The sequence below is a fragment of the Campylobacter concisus genome (genome assembly GCF_001891085.1).
Classification (GTDB): Bacteria; Campylobacterota; Campylobacteria; order Campylobacterales; family Campylobacteraceae; genus Campylobacter_A; species Campylobacter_A concisus_O.
Map to the genome: position 1 here is coordinate 16,557 of NZ_JXUP01000005.1, position 16,126 is coordinate 32,682.

Genomic DNA, 16,126 nt, shown 5'->3' on the forward strand with positions numbered 1-16,126 from the left:
ATGTTTAAAATTTGGCGGAAATTTCACTTAATTTTAGCTCTTATCTTTGCTTTGCCGCTTTTGATAATTTCAATTAGTGGAGCGATTATTTCGTATCACGATGAGATAATTGAAGCTTTTAGCAAAGATGAGATAGACATAGCAACCAATAAAAGTGCTTTAAAAATAGATGAAATTTTAAAGGTCTTTAGTAAGACTTGGCCAAATTTTAACCTTAGTTATATAAAGATAAAAGGCGAGACAAATAGAGCTTATGTGGTAAGTGGCACAAGCGAGAGTGGCGAGTTTAAGTCATTCTTTGTAGATCCTTATACGGGCGAGGTAGTCTCTGAAAATAGCGTGGAAAAATTTATAGGGCTAGCTTTAAATTTACATAAAAATCTAGGACTAGCTCTATTTAAAAATGAAAATTTATCTAAATTCGCAAGCGAGATAGTGGCGATTTCAACGCTTGCACTACTTGCGATTTTATTAACTGGAGCGTTTATACAATTTTGGAGATTTAGAAGCAAATTTATTAGCGCCTTTAAGCTAAATCTAAAGGCAAAGAAATTTGCATTTTTATATTCGTTGCACGGATTTTTGGGGCTTTATTTGGGAGCCATTTTGCTTATTATCTGTGTTAGCGGTCTATACTTTTCTTATGAGAGTTTTGCTAAGGTTATAAATCAAATTTATGGCGAAGAGAAGGTCTTTAAAAAGCCAAATTTTACTAGCAAAAATGGTTTTAGCCTAAATGATGAGCAAAAGGTAGAAAATCTTAAAAAAGCTTATGAAATTTTTACTTTAAAATTTGGAAATGAGTTTGATGCTTTAAATTTTATCCTCAATAAAGACGGCGTAAAATTTATGATCTTTTACTTGCCAAAAGGTGCTAGTGAGAGTGATGGCGTTAGACTTGTAATCGATACGGCAAGTAGAGAAATTTTAAAAAACACCATGCCAAAATCTTTTGAAATTTATAAATTTATGCTTGATCTGCACGCTGGATATACATTTGGGGAGGCTGGAAAATTTATCTTTTTTATGGCTTCTTGTGGAGTTGGCGTGCTACTTTTTAGTGGCTATGTGATTTACTACAAACGTCGTAAAAAGTAGTCTTATTTATCTATCTCTTAACTCTTTTTAGTTATTATCCCAAATAAAATTTTTGGAAAAATCATGCAAAAAAAATACAGACCAAATGTGGCAGCTGTTATTTTGTCTAGCTTGTATCCATTTAAATGTGAAATTTTGGTCGCAAAAAGGGTGGATATGGATGATATTTGGCAGTTTCCTCAAGGCGGAATAGACGAAGGTGAGAGTCCAAAGCAGGCCTTAAAAAGGGAGCTTAAAGAAGAGATCGGAACTGATAAAATCGATATCTTAGATGAGTATCCGCAGTGGCTAAGCTACGACTTTCCAGCAAACGCGGCAAAGAAATTTTATCCATTTGATGGACAGACGCAAAAATATTTTTTGGTTAGACTTAAAAATGGTGCCAGCATAAATTTAAAGACAGAGCATCCAGAGTTTAGCGAGTATAAATTTGTAGATTTTGGTAGAAGTTTAGAGGGAATAAATCACTTTAAAAAGCCTATTTATGAAAAGGTTTTGAGTTATTTTAAAGAGAAAGGATATTTTTGATGTTGATCGTTCAAAAATTTGGTGGAACTAGCGTAGGAACACTTGAACGCATCGAAGCTGTGGCAAATAGAGTCATTGAGACAAAAAATAGCGGTGCAGACGTAGTTGTGGTAGTTTCTGCGATGAGCGGAGTTACAAATCAATTGGTTGAATATAGTGAGTATTTTTCAAAACATCCAGATGGCGTCGCCACTGATATGCTTTTAAGCTCTGGAGAGCAAGTAACGACCGCGCTTTTAACTATCGCACTTAATGCAAAAGGCTATGCGTGCGTGGGTATGACAGGTGCGATGGCAGGCATTATTACTGATGATATTCATACGAAAGCAAGGATCGAAAGGATAGAGACTGCTAGGCTAAAAGCCGAGCTAAAAGCTGGCAAAATCGTAGTTGTAGCTGGCTTTCAAGGTATAGATGAAAAAGGTAATATCACAACCCTTGGTAGAGGCGGTAGTGACCTTAGTGCAGTTGCATTAGCAGGGGCGCTTGATGCTGATCTATGCGAAATTTTTACCGATGTTGATGGCGTTTATACGACTGATCCAAGGATAGAAAAAAAGGCAAAAAAACTTGAGAAAATAAGCTATGATGAGATGCTTGAGCTCGCCTCTGCTGGTGCAAAGGTACTACAAAATCGCTCAGTCGAGCTAGCAAAAAAACTAAATGTAAAACTCATTACAAGAAGTAGCTTTAATCACAACGAAGGCACATTAATAGCAAAGGAAGATGACAATATGGAAGCAGTTTTAGTAAGCGGAATAGCACTAGATAAAAATCAAGCAAGAGTAACACTAAGAGGCGTAGTTGATAAGCCTGGCATTGCAGCAGAAATTTTTACAGCTTTAGCTCATGAAAACATAAACGTAGATATGATAATCCAAAACGTAGGACATGACGGCACTACAAATTTAGGCTTTACAGTGCCACAAAATGAGCTTGAACTAGCAAAAGAGACTATGCAAAAGCTCTCAGCTGCAAAACATATAGAATTTGATGATGCGATCGTGAAAGTTTCAGTTATTGGCGTCGGCATGAAAAGCCATAGCGGCGTAGCATGTTTGGCATTTGAAACGCTTGCAAAAGAGGGCATAAATATCCAAATGATCTCAACAAGTGAGATAAAAATTTCAATGATCGTTGATCAAAAATATGGTGAGCTAGCGGTTCGCGTACTTCATGATGCCTATAAGCTAGATAAATAATGCAAGATTTTATTCAGTGGACGTTAAAAGCTATTAGGGACGAAGGTCCTTTGATGAGCTGGATGGAGGAAAGGCGTGTTGAATGGACACCTTTGCTCGCATCTAGGCTTAAATTTTTACTTGAAGGAAGGGCTTTTATAACTATAAGCGATGAAGAGCGAAGATGGTTTGAAATTTATCTTTTAAAAAAGATGAACCATTCAAAAAGCATTAGGCCATTTTTGCCATTTTTTAGCCTAAGATCGCTTTATCCATCGCTTGATGAGATAGAGACAAATGAGCAAAAGCAGCTTCTAAAAGATATGCTAAGTCTTGCTTTTCCAAACGGATACTTGTTTTTTTATATCGGAAAGAGCCTTGATAGATATGCGAATTTAGCCAAAAGTGATGAGGATAGTTATATGTGGCTATTTGACGAGCAGGCGCAAAATAGCTTTACTCTTAGCTCGAGTGATGAAAATTTAGACGTTAAGCTAATAAGCCTTTGCAAAATTTTTGATAAAAGCATCGATGCGGCGCTTTTTGCCAAGGTGATACTCTAAATGCTTAATAAAATCGTCGTTACAAGCGATTTTGAAAATTTAAAAGCCAAGCTTGAAGCCGAGTTTGGCGTAAATAATCTAAGATTTTTTATAAGCGATGATTTTTTGCTAGAAAATGCAAAGGAGGTCATCGCAGAAGCATACATTGCTGAAAAAGATGAAAAAATTTTAGTAATACATGCTAATTCTTTTAGGACAGAGGCTCAAAATGCACTTTTAAAGATCATCGAAGAGCCTCCAAGAAATATCAAATTTATAATAGCAACGCAGAGTAAAAATTTACTTCTACCAACGATTAGATCAAGAATGCTCATAGAAAATAATCTCACCAAAAAGCCAAAAATAACTCTTGATCTAAACTTAAAGTCGCTTAGCCTAAAAGAGCTAACAAACTTTATCGATCAAAAGATCGCAGACGAGCAAGCTCAGAAATTTGGCAAAAACGAGCTAAAAGAGCTTGTTGGCGTTATCGTGACAAAGGCGGTTGATAGTGGGTATAAATTTAGCGGCGATGAGATGGATTATTTTTTCTCGCTTATCAAGCTTGCTGATCTAAATGCCAAGTCTCACGCCGTGCTAACGCCACTGCTGCTTACTATATTTCAAAAAGGACGACGTTGAAATTTTACAAGATAAATAATAAAAGTGACTTTGATGAAATTTGTAAAGCCATCTCGCCAAGCCCTGCTGGTGCGAAGCTCATGTATGAAAAGAGCGAGATAAATTTTATATTTATAGATGAGATAAAAACCCCAGCGGCAAATATCCTAAAGCAAGATGCTCTAAGCGTTGGAGCTGAGCTTGTGACGCATAAAGATACGATTTTGGGCAAGCAGAGTCTAAATAAAGCCTTACTAATGGCGACAGATGTGCAGCTTAGACAGCTAGCTAAAAAAGAGAAGTTGCAAGACTTTGGACTTAAAAATTTAGCAACCTTTTTAGAGACAAAATTTATAAAGCCGACAAAGCCTCTTATAATGGGCGTTGCAAATATAAACACAGATAGCTTTAACGAACAAAGCCGCATAAATACGCAAAATGGTATCTCAAAAATAGAAGCCATGATCGAAGCAGGTGCAGACTACATCGACCTTGGTGGCGTTAGCTCAAGGCCAGGGAGCGAGTATTGCGGCCGCGAGGAGGAGTTTAGGCGCATAAAAGATATCGTGGAGGAAATTTACAAGATAAATCTACACGAAAAGGCGAAATTTAGCCTTGATAGCTTTGATCCTTATTGCCTTGAATTTGCCCTAAGTCATGGCTTTAAAATGATAAATGATATCACGGCAAACGTCTCACTTGCCACGCTTGCTGCAAGATATGACGCCGAGTTTTGCATGATGCACATGCAAGGAGATCCTGCCACGATGCAGATTGCGCCAAAGTATAACGACTTAATTGGCGAAATTTCAGACTTTTTTGAGCAAAAGATCGTCCTTGCAAGGGAACTTGGCGCTAAAAAGATAGTGCTTGATGTTGGCATCGGCTTTGGCAAGACGGCTGAGCAAAATTTGCTGCTTATTAAGCATTTGGAGCATTTTTTGAAATTTGACTGCCCGCTGCTAGTTGGTGCTAGCCGCAAATCAGTCATAAACCACTACTATAAAAGCGAGGTCAAGGAGCGCTTGCCAGGCTCACTTTATCTGCATTTAAAAGCCTTTGAAAATGGCGCGCAGATCATAAGAACGCACGATGTGGCCGAGCATAGACAGCTTTTTAATATGCACGAGGCGATGAGCCAAGCCACGCTTTGGTAGGACGCTTGGCTAAAAAGAGGCTAGATGAGAAATTTATTGCCGCCACCTTGGATCAAATTTCCAGATATTAGCCCCTTTTCTATAGGCTGGAGGATGGGTTGCGGCGAGGATTATAAGTTTAAATTTAATGGCTGGCTAAAAACGCTAAGCCAAGATGAAAAACGTCAATACGAGCAGCTCTTTGCCGAGCCTGCGACGTGGCGTGGATACTGGGATGAAAGGCTAGGCGAGGATGAGAGCACGCTTTTTATAAATGGTGACTTTGTCATAGACCTTTGGGAGCGCGAGCCTAGATATGATCTAAAGTGGCTTAAAAAGCGCTACAACGCTGGCAAGGCGGATAAATTTTTACTATTTTGGGGTCATCAAAAGAGTGCGAATTTAAGCGCAAGCTGTCTAAGTCAGTGGTACGCATCAAGCTTTTGGCAAGATGAAACTAAATACATTTGCGCTGAGCAATATATGATGGCGAAAAAGGCTGAGTGTTTTGGTGACAAAGAGGCTTTGAAACAAATTTTATCCGCCAAAGATCCAGCGCAGATGAAGGCGCTTGGCAGGCAGGTGCGAGGCTTTGATGCTAAGGTCTGGGACGAGGTCAAATTTTGCGTCGTGCTAAATGCAAGCTATCTAAAATTTAGTCAAAATGCCCCTTTGCGTGACTTTTTGCTACAAACTGGGAGCAAAATTTTAGTCGAGGCAAGCCCAGTTGATAAAATTTGGGGCATAGGTTTGGGCGCAAGCGATGAAAATGCACAAAATCCTATGAAGTGGCACGGGCAAAATTTGCTTGGCTTTGCGCTGATGAGGGCGAGGGACGAGATAGCAAAGGTCTATAAAAATGTCCATTTATGTGACGCGAGAGAGCTAAATTTGGATCATCTATAAAGTATGTTTAAGATAAAATGCGGTGTAAATTTGGAGCAAAAATGACAAAACAAGAGTATGAAAAAGCGGTAGATACGCTAAATGCGTGGGCAAAGGCCTACTACGACGAGGACGAGCCACTTGCAAGTGACGAGGAGTATGACGCACTATATCACGCGGTGCTTGAATATGAGAGGGCAAATCCTAGTGAAATTTCGCTATTTTCGCCGACTAAGCGAGTGGGCGGAGGCGTAAAAGAGGGCTTTAGCAAGGCAAGCCACATAAAGCGTATGTGGAGCATGGAGGATATCTTTAGCCTTGGTGAACTTGAAGCGTGGCTAAAGCGTGGCGATAAAGAGAATTTGACCTTTGTTGCTGAGCCAAAATTTGACGGAGCGAGCCTAAATTTACTCTATGAAAATGGCGTTTTAGTTAGGGCGATCACAAGAGGCGACGGCGTTACAGGCGAGGACGTGACGCAAAATGCAAGGACGATAAATTCTGTTTTAAAGAGCATTGATTACAAAGGATTAATCGAAATCAGAGGCGAAGTCGTCATAAGAAAAGATGACTTTGATCTTCTAAACGCAGAGCGCGCAAAAGAGGGCGAGGCGCCACTTTCAAACCCTAGAAATGCAGCTGCAGGCAGTCTAAGACAGCTTGATAGCGCGGTTACTGCAAAAAGAAAGCTACTTTTCATACCTTGGGGCGTGGGCGAGCAGAGCCTTGGGCTAAAAGATCACAGCGAGGTGATGGAATTTGTGCGAGATCTTGGCTTTGAGAGGGATGATTTTTTCAAAATTTTAAAAAAAGATGAGCTTGAGACTGCGTATAACGAGCTACTAGCCAGCCGCGAGGCAAAGAGCGTGATGATGGATGGCATGGTGATACGCGTAAATGACCTTGCGCGCTGTGAAGAGCTAGGCTACACAGTCAAATTTCCAAAATTTATGGTGGCGTTTAAATTTCCAGCCATTGAAAAGGTGACTAGGCTAAGAGACGTAGCGCTTCAAGTTGGCAGAAGCGGCGTAGTAACGCCTGTTGGCGTGCTTGATGAGGTAAATATAGACGGAGCTAATGTAAAATCCGCCACTCTTCATAACTTTGACGAGATAGAGCGCCTTGGCGTCATGAAAAACGACTACATCGGCATCATCCGCTCAGGAGATGTCATACCAAAGATCACAAAGGTTTTTAAAGATAGGCGAGATGGCAGCGAGCAAGCGATTGATAGGCCTAAATTTTGCCCAGTTTGTGGCTCGCACTTGCTTGATGAGGGAGCGTTTTTGAAGTGTCAAAATTTAAGCTGCAGGGCAAGAGTGGTGGGCTCTATCATCCACTATGCGTCGAAAAAATGCCTAAACATCGACGGTCTTGGCGACGCGATAGTAAATTTGCTATTTGACAAGGGACTGATCTCTTGCATAAAAGACATTTACGCCCTTAAATTTGATGATCTCGTAGCGCTTGAGGGATTTAAAGAAAAAAAAGTAAGCAACCTTTTAAATGCGATCGAAGCCAGTAAAGGTACGGAGCTAGCGCGCTTTATCACGGGGCTTGGCTGCGAGCATATCGGCGAAGTGGCGGCTAAAAAGCTTGCAAGTAGTTTTGGGCTGGGCTGGCTTGATGCTAGTTTTGAAGAGCTAACCTCGCTTGAGGGCTTTGGTGTGGAGATGGCAAATAGTCTAATTGATTTTGCTGAGGTAAATAGAGCAGAAATTTTAGCTCTTAGCCAGATCGTGCAGCCAAGCGTGACGCAGGTGCAGAGCATCTCAAATGCGCTAAGTGGCAAAACGGTCGTCATAACTGGCACGCTAAGTCGCCCAAGAGATGAGATAAAGGCGGAGCTTGAGAGTTTTGGCGCAAAGGTTTCAAGCTCAGTTTCTAAAAAAACGGACTTTGTCTTGGCTGGCGATGAGGCTGGTAGTAAGCTTGATAAAGCAAATGAGCTAGGCGTGCGAGTGATCGATGAGAGCGAATATGAGAGGCTAAAACTTGAGGTTTGATAACTATGTCGCAAGCGTTTTAAATATCAGTAGAAACAAGGCGAGCGAGCTAATTAAATCTGGCAAGGTGCTAACAAATGGCGAGATTTGTACCAAGGTTTCAAGCGAGGTTAGTGAGGCTAAAATTTCGCTGCTTGATGAAATTTACGTTGGACGAGGGGCGCTTAAGCTAAAAAGCTTTTTGGAGGCGATAAAATTTGATCTAACTGGCAAAAATGCGCTTGATATAGGTAGCTCGACTGGTGGCTTTATGCAAATTTTGCTTGAGCGTAGCGTAAAAAGCGTGACTGGTGTGGATGTGGGCACTGATCAGCTAGATGCCAGTCTAAGAAGCGATGAGCGAGTAAAAATTTATGAAAAGACCGATATCAGAGAGTTTGCTAAGCAAGAGCAAGATAAATTTGATCTAATAACTTGCGATGTTAGCTTTATCTCGTTGGCTGAAATTTTGCCAGCTATTTGTGAGCTATCAAGTGAGAATTCGTTCATCATCACGCTTTTTAAACCGCAGTTTGAAGTGGGCGTCGGTGTAAAACGAAATAAAAAAGGTGTCGTCACTGATATGAAAGCTATAAATTTAGCGATGAAGAGATTTGAAGTGATGGCTAATAGCTTAGGATTTAAAATGATAGTTTGCAAAGAGTGTGAAGTAAGAGGGAAAGAGGGAAATGCCGAATTTTTCTACGCTTTTAACAAAAGATAATATCACTGCCGTTGCGATTGGGCACTTTGACGGCGTGCATAGAGGGCATAAACAGCTTTTAAAGCAGCTAGGCGAGTTTGGCGGACTTGTCGTGATCGATAAGAATAAAGCCAACATCACGCCAAAGCTAAAGCGAGCGGAGTACTCAAACTACCCTTGCTTTTTGTATGATTTTGATACCATTAAAGGGCTTAGCGGTGAGGAATTTATCGCGCTGCTAAAACATGATTTTAAAAATTTAAAAAAGATCGTTGTTGGATTTGATTTTAGATTTGGCAGAAATAGAGCATGGGATAAACACGATTTGAAAAGAATTTTTGATGGAGAGGTGGTTGTCGTTGATGAGGTTTGTTATGACGGCATGGGCGTGCATAGCTCATCCATCAGAGAGCTGATACGCCAAGGCAACATCGATGAGGCAAACAGGCTAATAGGCAGGGAGTACTCGATCGAGGGTAACGTGATAAAAGGGCAGGGTATCGGCGCAAAAGAGCTGGTTGCCACGCTAAATTTGGATGTAAAAAATTATCTTTTGCCTAAAGACGGTGTGTACGCCACAAGAACTAGGATAGGCTCATATACCTACGGCTCGGTCACATTTATAGGCAATAGGCTTAGCACAGATGGAAATTTTAGTGTCGAGACACACATATTAGACGAGGTCGCGCCAAAAGTAGCGAAGCATGTCGCGGTTTGTTTTATAAAGCGCCTAAGAGATAATAAAAAATTTGACACACTTGAAGAGCTAAAAGAACAGATCAAATGCGATATAAACGGAGCTAGAGCTTGTGTTGGAGTGTGCGATCTTTTTGGCAACGAGATAATGAGATACTTTGATGGATACGGAGCTGGTATATGAGAGATGAAATTTTTAAAGAGCCTATAAGCAAGCAGTTTGAGTTTGACGACTTTGTGGCGAGCGTTTTTGATGATATGATCTCGCGCTCGGTGCCGTTTTACGATGTGAGCTCAAATCTAAACGCAAAGCTGCTAGCTAAAATTTTGCCAAAAGATGCAAGTGTATGCGACCTTGGCTGCTCGACGGCAAATAGCTTACTTTTACTAAATAATCTTAGAAACGATCTCGTGCTAAGCGGCGTGGATAACTCTGAGGCGATGCTAGCAAATGCCAAAAATAAGGCAAAAGCTTATGGGGCAAAGATAAAATTTTTGCTTGATGATATTTTAAAGTGTGAGCTAGTGGGCTTTGATGCAGTTTTGGCAAACTATACTTTGCAGTTTATAAGACCACCAAAAAGAGCTGATCTAGTGCAAAAAATTTATAACGGACTAAATGAAAATGGAGTCTTTTTATTTAGTGAAAAGATTATCTTTGAAGATAAAAAACTCACCAAAAGCGTCATAGAAATTTATGAAGACTATAAACAGGCACAAGGCTACTCACGCTATGAGATCGCCCAAAAAAGAGAGGCACTTGAAAACGTGTTGGTGCCATACACTGAAGAAGAAAATAGAAGCTTAGCCATAAATGCTGGCTTTAAGCGTGTCGAGAGCACATTTAAGTGGGGAAATTTCATGAGCTTTTTGGCATTTAAATAAATTTAAAAATATCTGCTTTTGTATTTAATATAAAATTTAACCACAAATAGTGAAGTTAAAATTTAGATTTTTTGGCTTCGCAATGTCAAAATTTTTGGATTATGAAATTTGGTAGTAAAGAAATTTAGCGGGAGTTACCCGCTAAATTTACTCATTTATCGCCGCATTTCCATGATGGTGGAAGTCGTCATAGATGATCTTTGAAGTTTGGAATTTTATGCGTTTTAGTTCGCGAACTCGTAAAAATTCTTCTTCATCGATCTTTTTGATCTGAATAGCTGCTTTAAATGTCGGAGTCTTACTGATGTAGTCCCAACCGCTGCTTGTTAACTCATTGCAAGAGCTCTCCCAGTAGTGGAAAGTCATCTGGATGATGCCATCAGGCACGATGTCTGTTACTTCAGCTTTTACGACGATGTAGCCGTATCTACTCCATGCTTTGATGAAGTCGCCTTGTTTTAAGCCATATCTTGCTGCAAGTGCTGGATTCATTTCGGCGATAGGCCCGATGCTATCTCCGCCTTCTTCAATCGCTCGTGAGCGTCTTGTCATAGTGCCAACGGTGTATTGATAGACTTTTCTAGTGGTTAGAAGCTGTATCGGATACTCATCGTCAGTCTTTTCATCGACTGAGCCAGCCATGATAGGATACTCAGGCGACATATTCATCTTCTTAGCAAACTCAAGTTTTGCGCTCTCGATCTTATCGGCCTTATCCACAAAGAGGCATGGCACAAAACGACCCTTGCCATCAGGTGTGAAAAATTTCTTATCAAGATACAAGCTCTGACCGCCCATATCATCTTCGTTTGGACATGGCCAGTGAAGTCCGTGATACTTTTTGATACGGTAATAACTCATGCCACCATATCGTCTTGGGTCGCATTTTCTAACTTCTTCCCAAATTTCTTCTGGTGAGTTGAAGTTAAAGCCCTCAGTTGCTCCTAAACGGCGTGCGATCTCACAAACGATCCACCAGTCTTGTCTAGCATCTCCTGGAGGTGTGATGACTGCTTCGTTGTGCTGTACGCGGCGCTCTGCGTTTGTATAAAGTCCTTCTTTCTCGCTACTTGCAACACCTGGAAGTATGACGTCAGCTTTTAGTGAAGTCTCGGTTAAAAATAGATCTTGTACGACGTAGAAATCAACATTAGCGATACCTTTTAAAAAGTGGTTGGTATTTGGCTCAGAGATGACTGGATTTTCGCCGATAGTCCAAAAGAAATGAACTTTGCCATCAAGTATCGCATCAGGTACTTCGGTTTTGTGAACGCCTATTTTTGAGCTCAAAAATCCAGGTTCTAGATGCCACATTTTTTCAAACCAAGCTCTTTGCTCTGGATCAGTGACTGAGCCAAGATTTGGGAAGATATTTGGCAAAACGCCCATATCACAGCAGCCTTGAACATTCTCTTGGCCTCTTAGTGGTAAGTCGCCTGTGCCAAGCTCGCAGATATTGCCAGTGATCAAGAATAAATTTGATACATCGCAAACTCCGCCAACGCCGTGGTTAAAGTGGGTTACGCCCATACCGTGAGTGATGACAGCTGGTTTTGTGGTAGCGTACATTCTAGCAGCTGCTCTGATGTCCTCTGGATTTAGCCTTGTGTATTTAGCTACAACCTCTGGGGCATAGTCTTTTACAGCTTCTTTGACATACTCAATACCTATTGTGTGATCTCTTACAAATTCTTCATTTACAAGGCCTTCTTCGATGATAGTGTAAAGAAGTGCGTTTATAACTGGGATATTGTGCTCTGGCTCTAGCTGTAAGTGAATGTCAGCTCTGCTTGCAAACTCAGTCTTAATAGGATCAATAACGATTAGTTTCGCACCGCGGTTTAGCGCTCTTTGGATGTGCATAGCTGCGATTGGGTGACCATTTTCTGGGTTTGAGCCTATCATTAATATACAGTTACTATAAGTGCCAATCTCTGTAAAGCTATTTGTGGCAGCTCCGTTTCCGATTGTTTTAGCAAGTCCTGCTACTGTCGGAGCGTGTCAAATTCTAGCACAGTGATCGACGTTATTTGTGCCAATAACAGCACGCATTAGCTTTTGAGCGACGTAGTTGTCCTCAAGTGTGCAGCGTGCTGAGAAATTTCCAGCTAATGCGTCTGGGCCATATTTTGCCTTGGTTTCTTTCATTTTTTCTACGACAAGATCAAGCGCCTCGTCCCAGCTGGCTTCCTCAAAATCACCATCCTTTGAAAATACACCATTTTTCTTTCTAATTAATGGTTTTGTGAGTCTATCTGGACTTGCAACGTAATCCCAGCCATAAAAGCCCTTTAAACATAAATTTCCTTGATTGACTGGATTGTCTTCAACGCCAGTGGCGGCACGAACGACATTGTTTTCCACATGCAAGGTTACTTGACAGCCTGTCCCGCAATAAGGACAGATGACTTTGCCTTCTTTCATCATTTTCTCCTTTACTATGCAATGTTTGCATATTTCTATATGAGTAATATTACTAGCCAAATTCTTAATCTTTAATAAAAATTCTTTACCTATAAAAATAAATTTTTAATTTAAGTTAAAATTAATTTAATTCTATTAAAGTCAATTATTTAGGGGTTTTAAAATTTATTTAAAATTGATAAATTTATTAGAAAAGAAATAAAGATATGGAGATTTAGCTTTTTATATAAAATGAAGAAATTAATTCTAATTTTACTTTATTTAAAAAGGTTAGTCACATTGTGAGTAGATAAATTAATACTAAAGATGGAAAATTTTAAAATAGACTATAAATATTTTAAAATAGACTATAAATTTTGAACAAAAGAAATGTATAAATGAAATTTAGTAAGGAGAGCAGATCGCTCTCCGATGGATTATTTATCTCTTAAGCCAAGCTCAGAGATTAGTTTTGAATATGTAGTGTAGTCTTTGTTTTTAAGATACTTTAAAAGTCTTTTTCTTTGACCAACTAGTTTTAAAAGACCTAAACGTGATGAAAAGTCTTTTTTGAAAATTTTAAGGTGTTCTGTAAGTTCAGTTATTCTAGCTGTTAAAAGAGCTATTTGAACCTCTGGAGAGCCTGTATCTCCCTCTTTTCTAGCGAATTTCGCAACTATTTGAGCTTTTTTAGCCGAATCCAAAGCCATAATGACCTCCTGATTGGTGAATTTTGGAAGAGCGATTATAGCATTTAAAACATAAAGTTAGATAAAACTACGCTTTTTAAAAATTAATGAAAAATGCAGTAAAAATTTAATAAAATTAGGGCTATTTAAAGACTTAAGGAAGATAAATGCTTTTTACAAAGGCAAGCGAATACGCTCTACTTTCACTTATTTTAATATCTCAAAAATCATCTCCAGTTGATGTTGATACGATCTCAAATGAACTTAAAATTTCAAAAAGCTTTTTAGCCAAAATTTTACAAAATCTTGCAAAAGATGGAATTTTAAAGTCGTTTAAAGGGGCAAATGGCGGTTTCGCGCTAAATAACGAACCTGAAAATTTAAGCATAAAAAAGATAATAGAGTGCGCTGAAAAACGTGAACTTAACGTCTTTGAGTGCTCATCTTCTGCGGATGGCTGCCCGTCAAACAAAGCCTCGAGCTGTCAAATTTGGTCGATGTTTAGCGGTCTTCAAGGCAAGATCGACGAGATGCTTGATGCGATAAAACTAAGTGATATCGTTAAGAAGTAAAGTTGGCAAAGCAAAAAAATAACATCTTAACTCTTGTTGCGCCGTTTCTTGCGCCAATTGTTAAGTTTAAAAGTCTTAGCATCGTTGGTATCATTGTTGCCATCCTTGCTATCATCATCGTACCGCTTCCAAGCGCGGTGCTTGACTTTTTCCTGGCACTTTCGATCTCGATTTCTGTGCTTATAATTTTAATTTCGATTTATGTGCCAAAACCAACCGATCTTAGTACATTTCCGACGCTAATTCTTATCGTTACGCTTTTTCGCCTCTCGCTAAATATCGCAACCACGCGTATGATCTTAAGCGAAGGTCACAACGGCCCAGAAGCGGTCAGTGAGATCATCTCAAGTTTTGGAAATTTCGTAGTTGGTGGCAACTTTGTCATCGGCACCATCGTCTTTTGCATCTTGGTTCTCATAAATTTTATGGTCGTAACAAAGGGCTCAACCCGTGTAAGTGAAGTGCAAGCACGTTTTACACTTGATGCGATGCCAGGTAAGCAAATGGCGATAGATGCGGACTTAAACGCAGGTTTGATTGATGAAAAAACAGCGCGTGAAAGACGCCAAGCCATCATCGGTGAGGCAAATTTTTACGGCGCGATGGATGGTTCGTCTAAATTTATAAAAGGTGACGCCGTCGCTGGCATCATCATCACTATCATTAATATCATCGGTGGCTTTGCTATCGGCTCGTTTCAGCACGGCCTTGATATGGCGACATCGGCTCAGTACTATACGATACTAACTATCGGTGATGGCCTTGTGAGCCAGATCCCAGGACTTATCACTTCAACAGCGACTGCTATTATCATCACAAGGGCTAGCAAGGACGATGAGGACTTTGCAGAAGGCACGTTAAATCAGCTCTTAGGGGATTATAAAACCTTGCTAATAGTAGGCTTCATATTATTTATGTTTGCCCTTGTCCCTGGACTTCCGACTCTCTCTCTTGGCTTTATCGCAGTGCTATTTTTGGGGCTTGGCTACATCATCAAGCAGACCAAAGATGGTGGACTAAATTTAAGCCTTGCTTCAAAAGACAAAACAGCTTCTAAAAAAGCTGGAGCCGCTACACAAAGTGGGGCAGGGGCAGCTGCTAGTGGTGCCACTACTAAGGTGCCAAAGAAGAGCGACGAAGAGATCGCAAGAGAAGAAGAGACAAAGATAAACGACATCTTAAAGCTTGAAATTTTAGAGCTTGACCTAGGATATGGCTTGTTAAAGCTAGCTGATGTGGATCTCATTGAGAGGATTCGCGCTATGAGGCGAAACATCGCTTCAAGTCTTGGCTTTTTGATGCCAAAGATAAGAATTCGTGACAACCTTCAATTACCGCCAAACGAATACCGCTTTAAGCTAAAAGGCATCGTAATCGGTCAGGGTGAAATTTATGCTGATAAATTTCTAGCGATGGATAGTGGCCTAGTTAGCGAAGATATCGAGGGGATTCCGACAAAAGAGCCAGCTTTTGGGCTGGACGCACTCTGGATCGATGCTAGCGTTAAAGAGGACGCCATACTTAGCGGCTACACGATAGTTGATCCTGCAAGCGTCATCTCAACGCACATGAGTGAGCTTATCAAGCAAAATGCAGCTGAGCTTCTAACTCGCCAAGAGACGCAAAATTTATTAGACAAACTAAAGATCGACTACCCAGTCGTGGTCGAGGATACGCTAAGGATCGCGCCTATAAATTTGATCCAAAAGGTTTTAAAAGCGCTGCTTAAAGATAATATCCCGATCAAAGATTTGCTTAGCATACTTGAATCAATTAGCGACATCGCCGAGGTTAGTAAAAACCTAGATATGATCATCGAACACGTACGTGCAGCACTCTCACGTGTCATCACTTCGCTTTATGTTGATGAAAAAGGTCAGCTAAATTTTTACATTTTAGATAGTGCTGCGCAGCAAAAACTTATGGACGCGGTGCAGTATAAAGACGGCGCGTATCACCTGATGATAAATGTGGCTCAAACTTCATCGATCGTTCAGGCTCTAAGGCATGAAAAAGAGAAACGTCCGATGAGTCAGCATGGCGAAATGGTGCTTTGCGTGGAGCCAAGCCTAAGAAAATTTATAGCAAATATCTGCGCAAATTTTGCCATCGACATCGTGGTGCTAAGCTTTGCTGAGATCTCGGCAAATACGCCATTTGAAACAGTTGGCGTCATAGAAATAGAAAATTTATAAAGGAAAA

The 16,126-nt window shown here is 40.3% G+C and carries 15 protein-coding genes; 13 read left to right on the forward strand and 2 right to left on the reverse strand.

All coding sequences use genetic code 11. The features are described from left to right. From TH67_RS04705 to cmoA, 11 genes are all read left to right on the forward strand, one after another. Positions 1 to 1,098 (forward strand): PepSY-associated TM helix domain-containing protein, encoded by a 1,098-nt coding sequence (locus TH67_RS04705; protein ID WP_072594584.1) that lies wholly within the window; start codon positions 1 to 3, stop codon positions 1,096 to 1,098. Between the two features lie 63 nt (positions 1,099 to 1,161). Further along, positions 1,162 to 1,626: an RNA pyrophosphohydrolase gene (locus TH67_RS04710; RefSeq protein WP_021091471.1), complete on the forward strand. Its 465-nt coding sequence runs from the start codon at positions 1,162 to 1,164 to the stop codon at positions 1,624 to 1,626. Next, positions 1,626 to 2,828 carry an aspartate kinase gene (locus TH67_RS04715; RefSeq protein ID WP_021091541.1) on the forward strand — a complete coding sequence of 401 codons (1,203 nt, stop codon included), beginning with the start codon at positions 1,626 to 1,628 and terminating at the stop codon, positions 2,826 to 2,828. Before TH67_RS04710 ends, TH67_RS04715 begins: the two co-directional genes overlap by 1 nt. Then, positions 2,828 to 3,370, forward strand: coding sequence for a HobA family DNA replication regulator (locus tag TH67_RS04720; protein ID WP_072594585.1), 543 nt, complete (start codon positions 2,828 to 2,830; stop codon positions 3,368 to 3,370). The genes TH67_RS04715 and TH67_RS04720 overlap by 1 nt, the downstream gene beginning before the upstream one ends. Then, positions 3,371 to 3,991 carry a DNA polymerase III subunit delta' gene (locus tag TH67_RS04725; RefSeq protein WP_072594586.1) on the forward strand — a complete coding sequence of 207 codons (621 nt, stop codon included), beginning with the start codon at positions 3,371 to 3,373 and terminating at the stop codon, positions 3,989 to 3,991. Continuing rightward, complete coding sequence (folP, locus tag TH67_RS04730; protein ID WP_072594587.1) at positions 3,988 to 5,127, forward strand: dihydropteroate synthase; 1,140 nt, start codon at positions 3,988 to 3,990, stop codon at positions 5,125 to 5,127. The genes TH67_RS04725 and folP overlap by 4 nt, the downstream gene beginning before the upstream one ends. A gap of 24 nt (positions 5,128 to 5,151) precedes the next feature. Continuing rightward, positions 5,152 to 6,012 (forward strand): NADAR family protein, encoded by an 861-nt coding sequence (locus tag TH67_RS04735; RefSeq protein WP_072594588.1) that lies wholly within the window; start codon positions 5,152 to 5,154, stop codon positions 6,010 to 6,012. A 41-nt stretch (positions 6,013 to 6,053) separates the two neighbouring features. Next, on the forward strand, positions 6,054 to 7,997 hold the full coding sequence (gene ligA / locus TH67_RS04740; RefSeq protein ID WP_072594589.1) for an NAD-dependent DNA ligase LigA: 1,944 nt from the start codon (positions 6,054 to 6,056) through the stop codon (positions 7,995 to 7,997). Continuing rightward, positions 7,987 to 8,700 (forward strand): 23S rRNA (cytidine-2'-O)-methyltransferase TlyA, encoded by a 714-nt coding sequence (gene tlyA, locus TH67_RS04745; RefSeq protein WP_072594590.1) that lies wholly within the window; start codon positions 7,987 to 7,989, stop codon positions 8,698 to 8,700. Before ligA ends, tlyA begins: the two co-directional genes overlap by 11 nt. After that, a complete protein-coding gene (locus tag TH67_RS04750; RefSeq protein WP_072594591.1) occupies positions 8,666 to 9,559 on the forward strand; it encodes a bifunctional riboflavin kinase/FAD synthetase in 894 nt (297 codons plus the stop codon). The genes tlyA and TH67_RS04750 overlap by 35 nt, the downstream gene beginning before the upstream one ends. Then, positions 9,556 to 10,260, forward strand: coding sequence for a carboxy-S-adenosyl-L-methionine synthase CmoA (gene cmoA / locus TH67_RS04755; RefSeq protein WP_072594592.1), 705 nt, complete (start codon positions 9,556 to 9,558; stop codon positions 10,258 to 10,260). The genes TH67_RS04750 and cmoA overlap by 4 nt, the downstream gene beginning before the upstream one ends. A 147-nt stretch (positions 10,261 to 10,407) precedes the next feature. On the opposite strand, the gene TH67_RS04760 is transcribed toward cmoA, so the two are convergent. Next, positions 10,408 to 12,687: a molybdopterin oxidoreductase family protein gene (locus TH67_RS04760; RefSeq protein WP_307781428.1), complete on the reverse strand. Its 2,280-nt coding sequence runs from the start codon at positions 12,685 to 12,687 to the stop codon at positions 10,408 to 10,410. Positions 12,688 to 13,100: 413 nt separating this feature from the next. Then, positions 13,101 to 13,373: a 30S ribosomal protein S15 gene (gene rpsO / locus TH67_RS04765; protein WP_004317763.1), complete on the reverse strand. Its 273-nt coding sequence runs from the start codon at positions 13,371 to 13,373 to the stop codon at positions 13,101 to 13,103. 146 nt (positions 13,374 to 13,519) lie between these two features. Here rpsO and TH67_RS04770 point away from each other — a divergent pair, with 146 nt between their 5' ends. Both TH67_RS04770 and flhA read left to right on the forward strand, forming a co-directional pair. Continuing rightward, on the forward strand, positions 13,520 to 13,924 hold the full coding sequence (locus TH67_RS04770) for an RrF2 family transcriptional regulator (protein ID WP_072594593.1): 405 nt from the start codon (positions 13,520 to 13,522) through the stop codon (positions 13,922 to 13,924). Between the two features lie 2 nt (positions 13,925 to 13,926). Next, entirely contained in the window at positions 13,927 to 16,119 is a 2,193-nt protein-coding gene (gene flhA, locus TH67_RS04775) for a flagellar biosynthesis protein FlhA (RefSeq protein WP_072594594.1), read from the forward strand. Positions 16,120 to 16,126 lie beyond the last annotated feature (7 nt).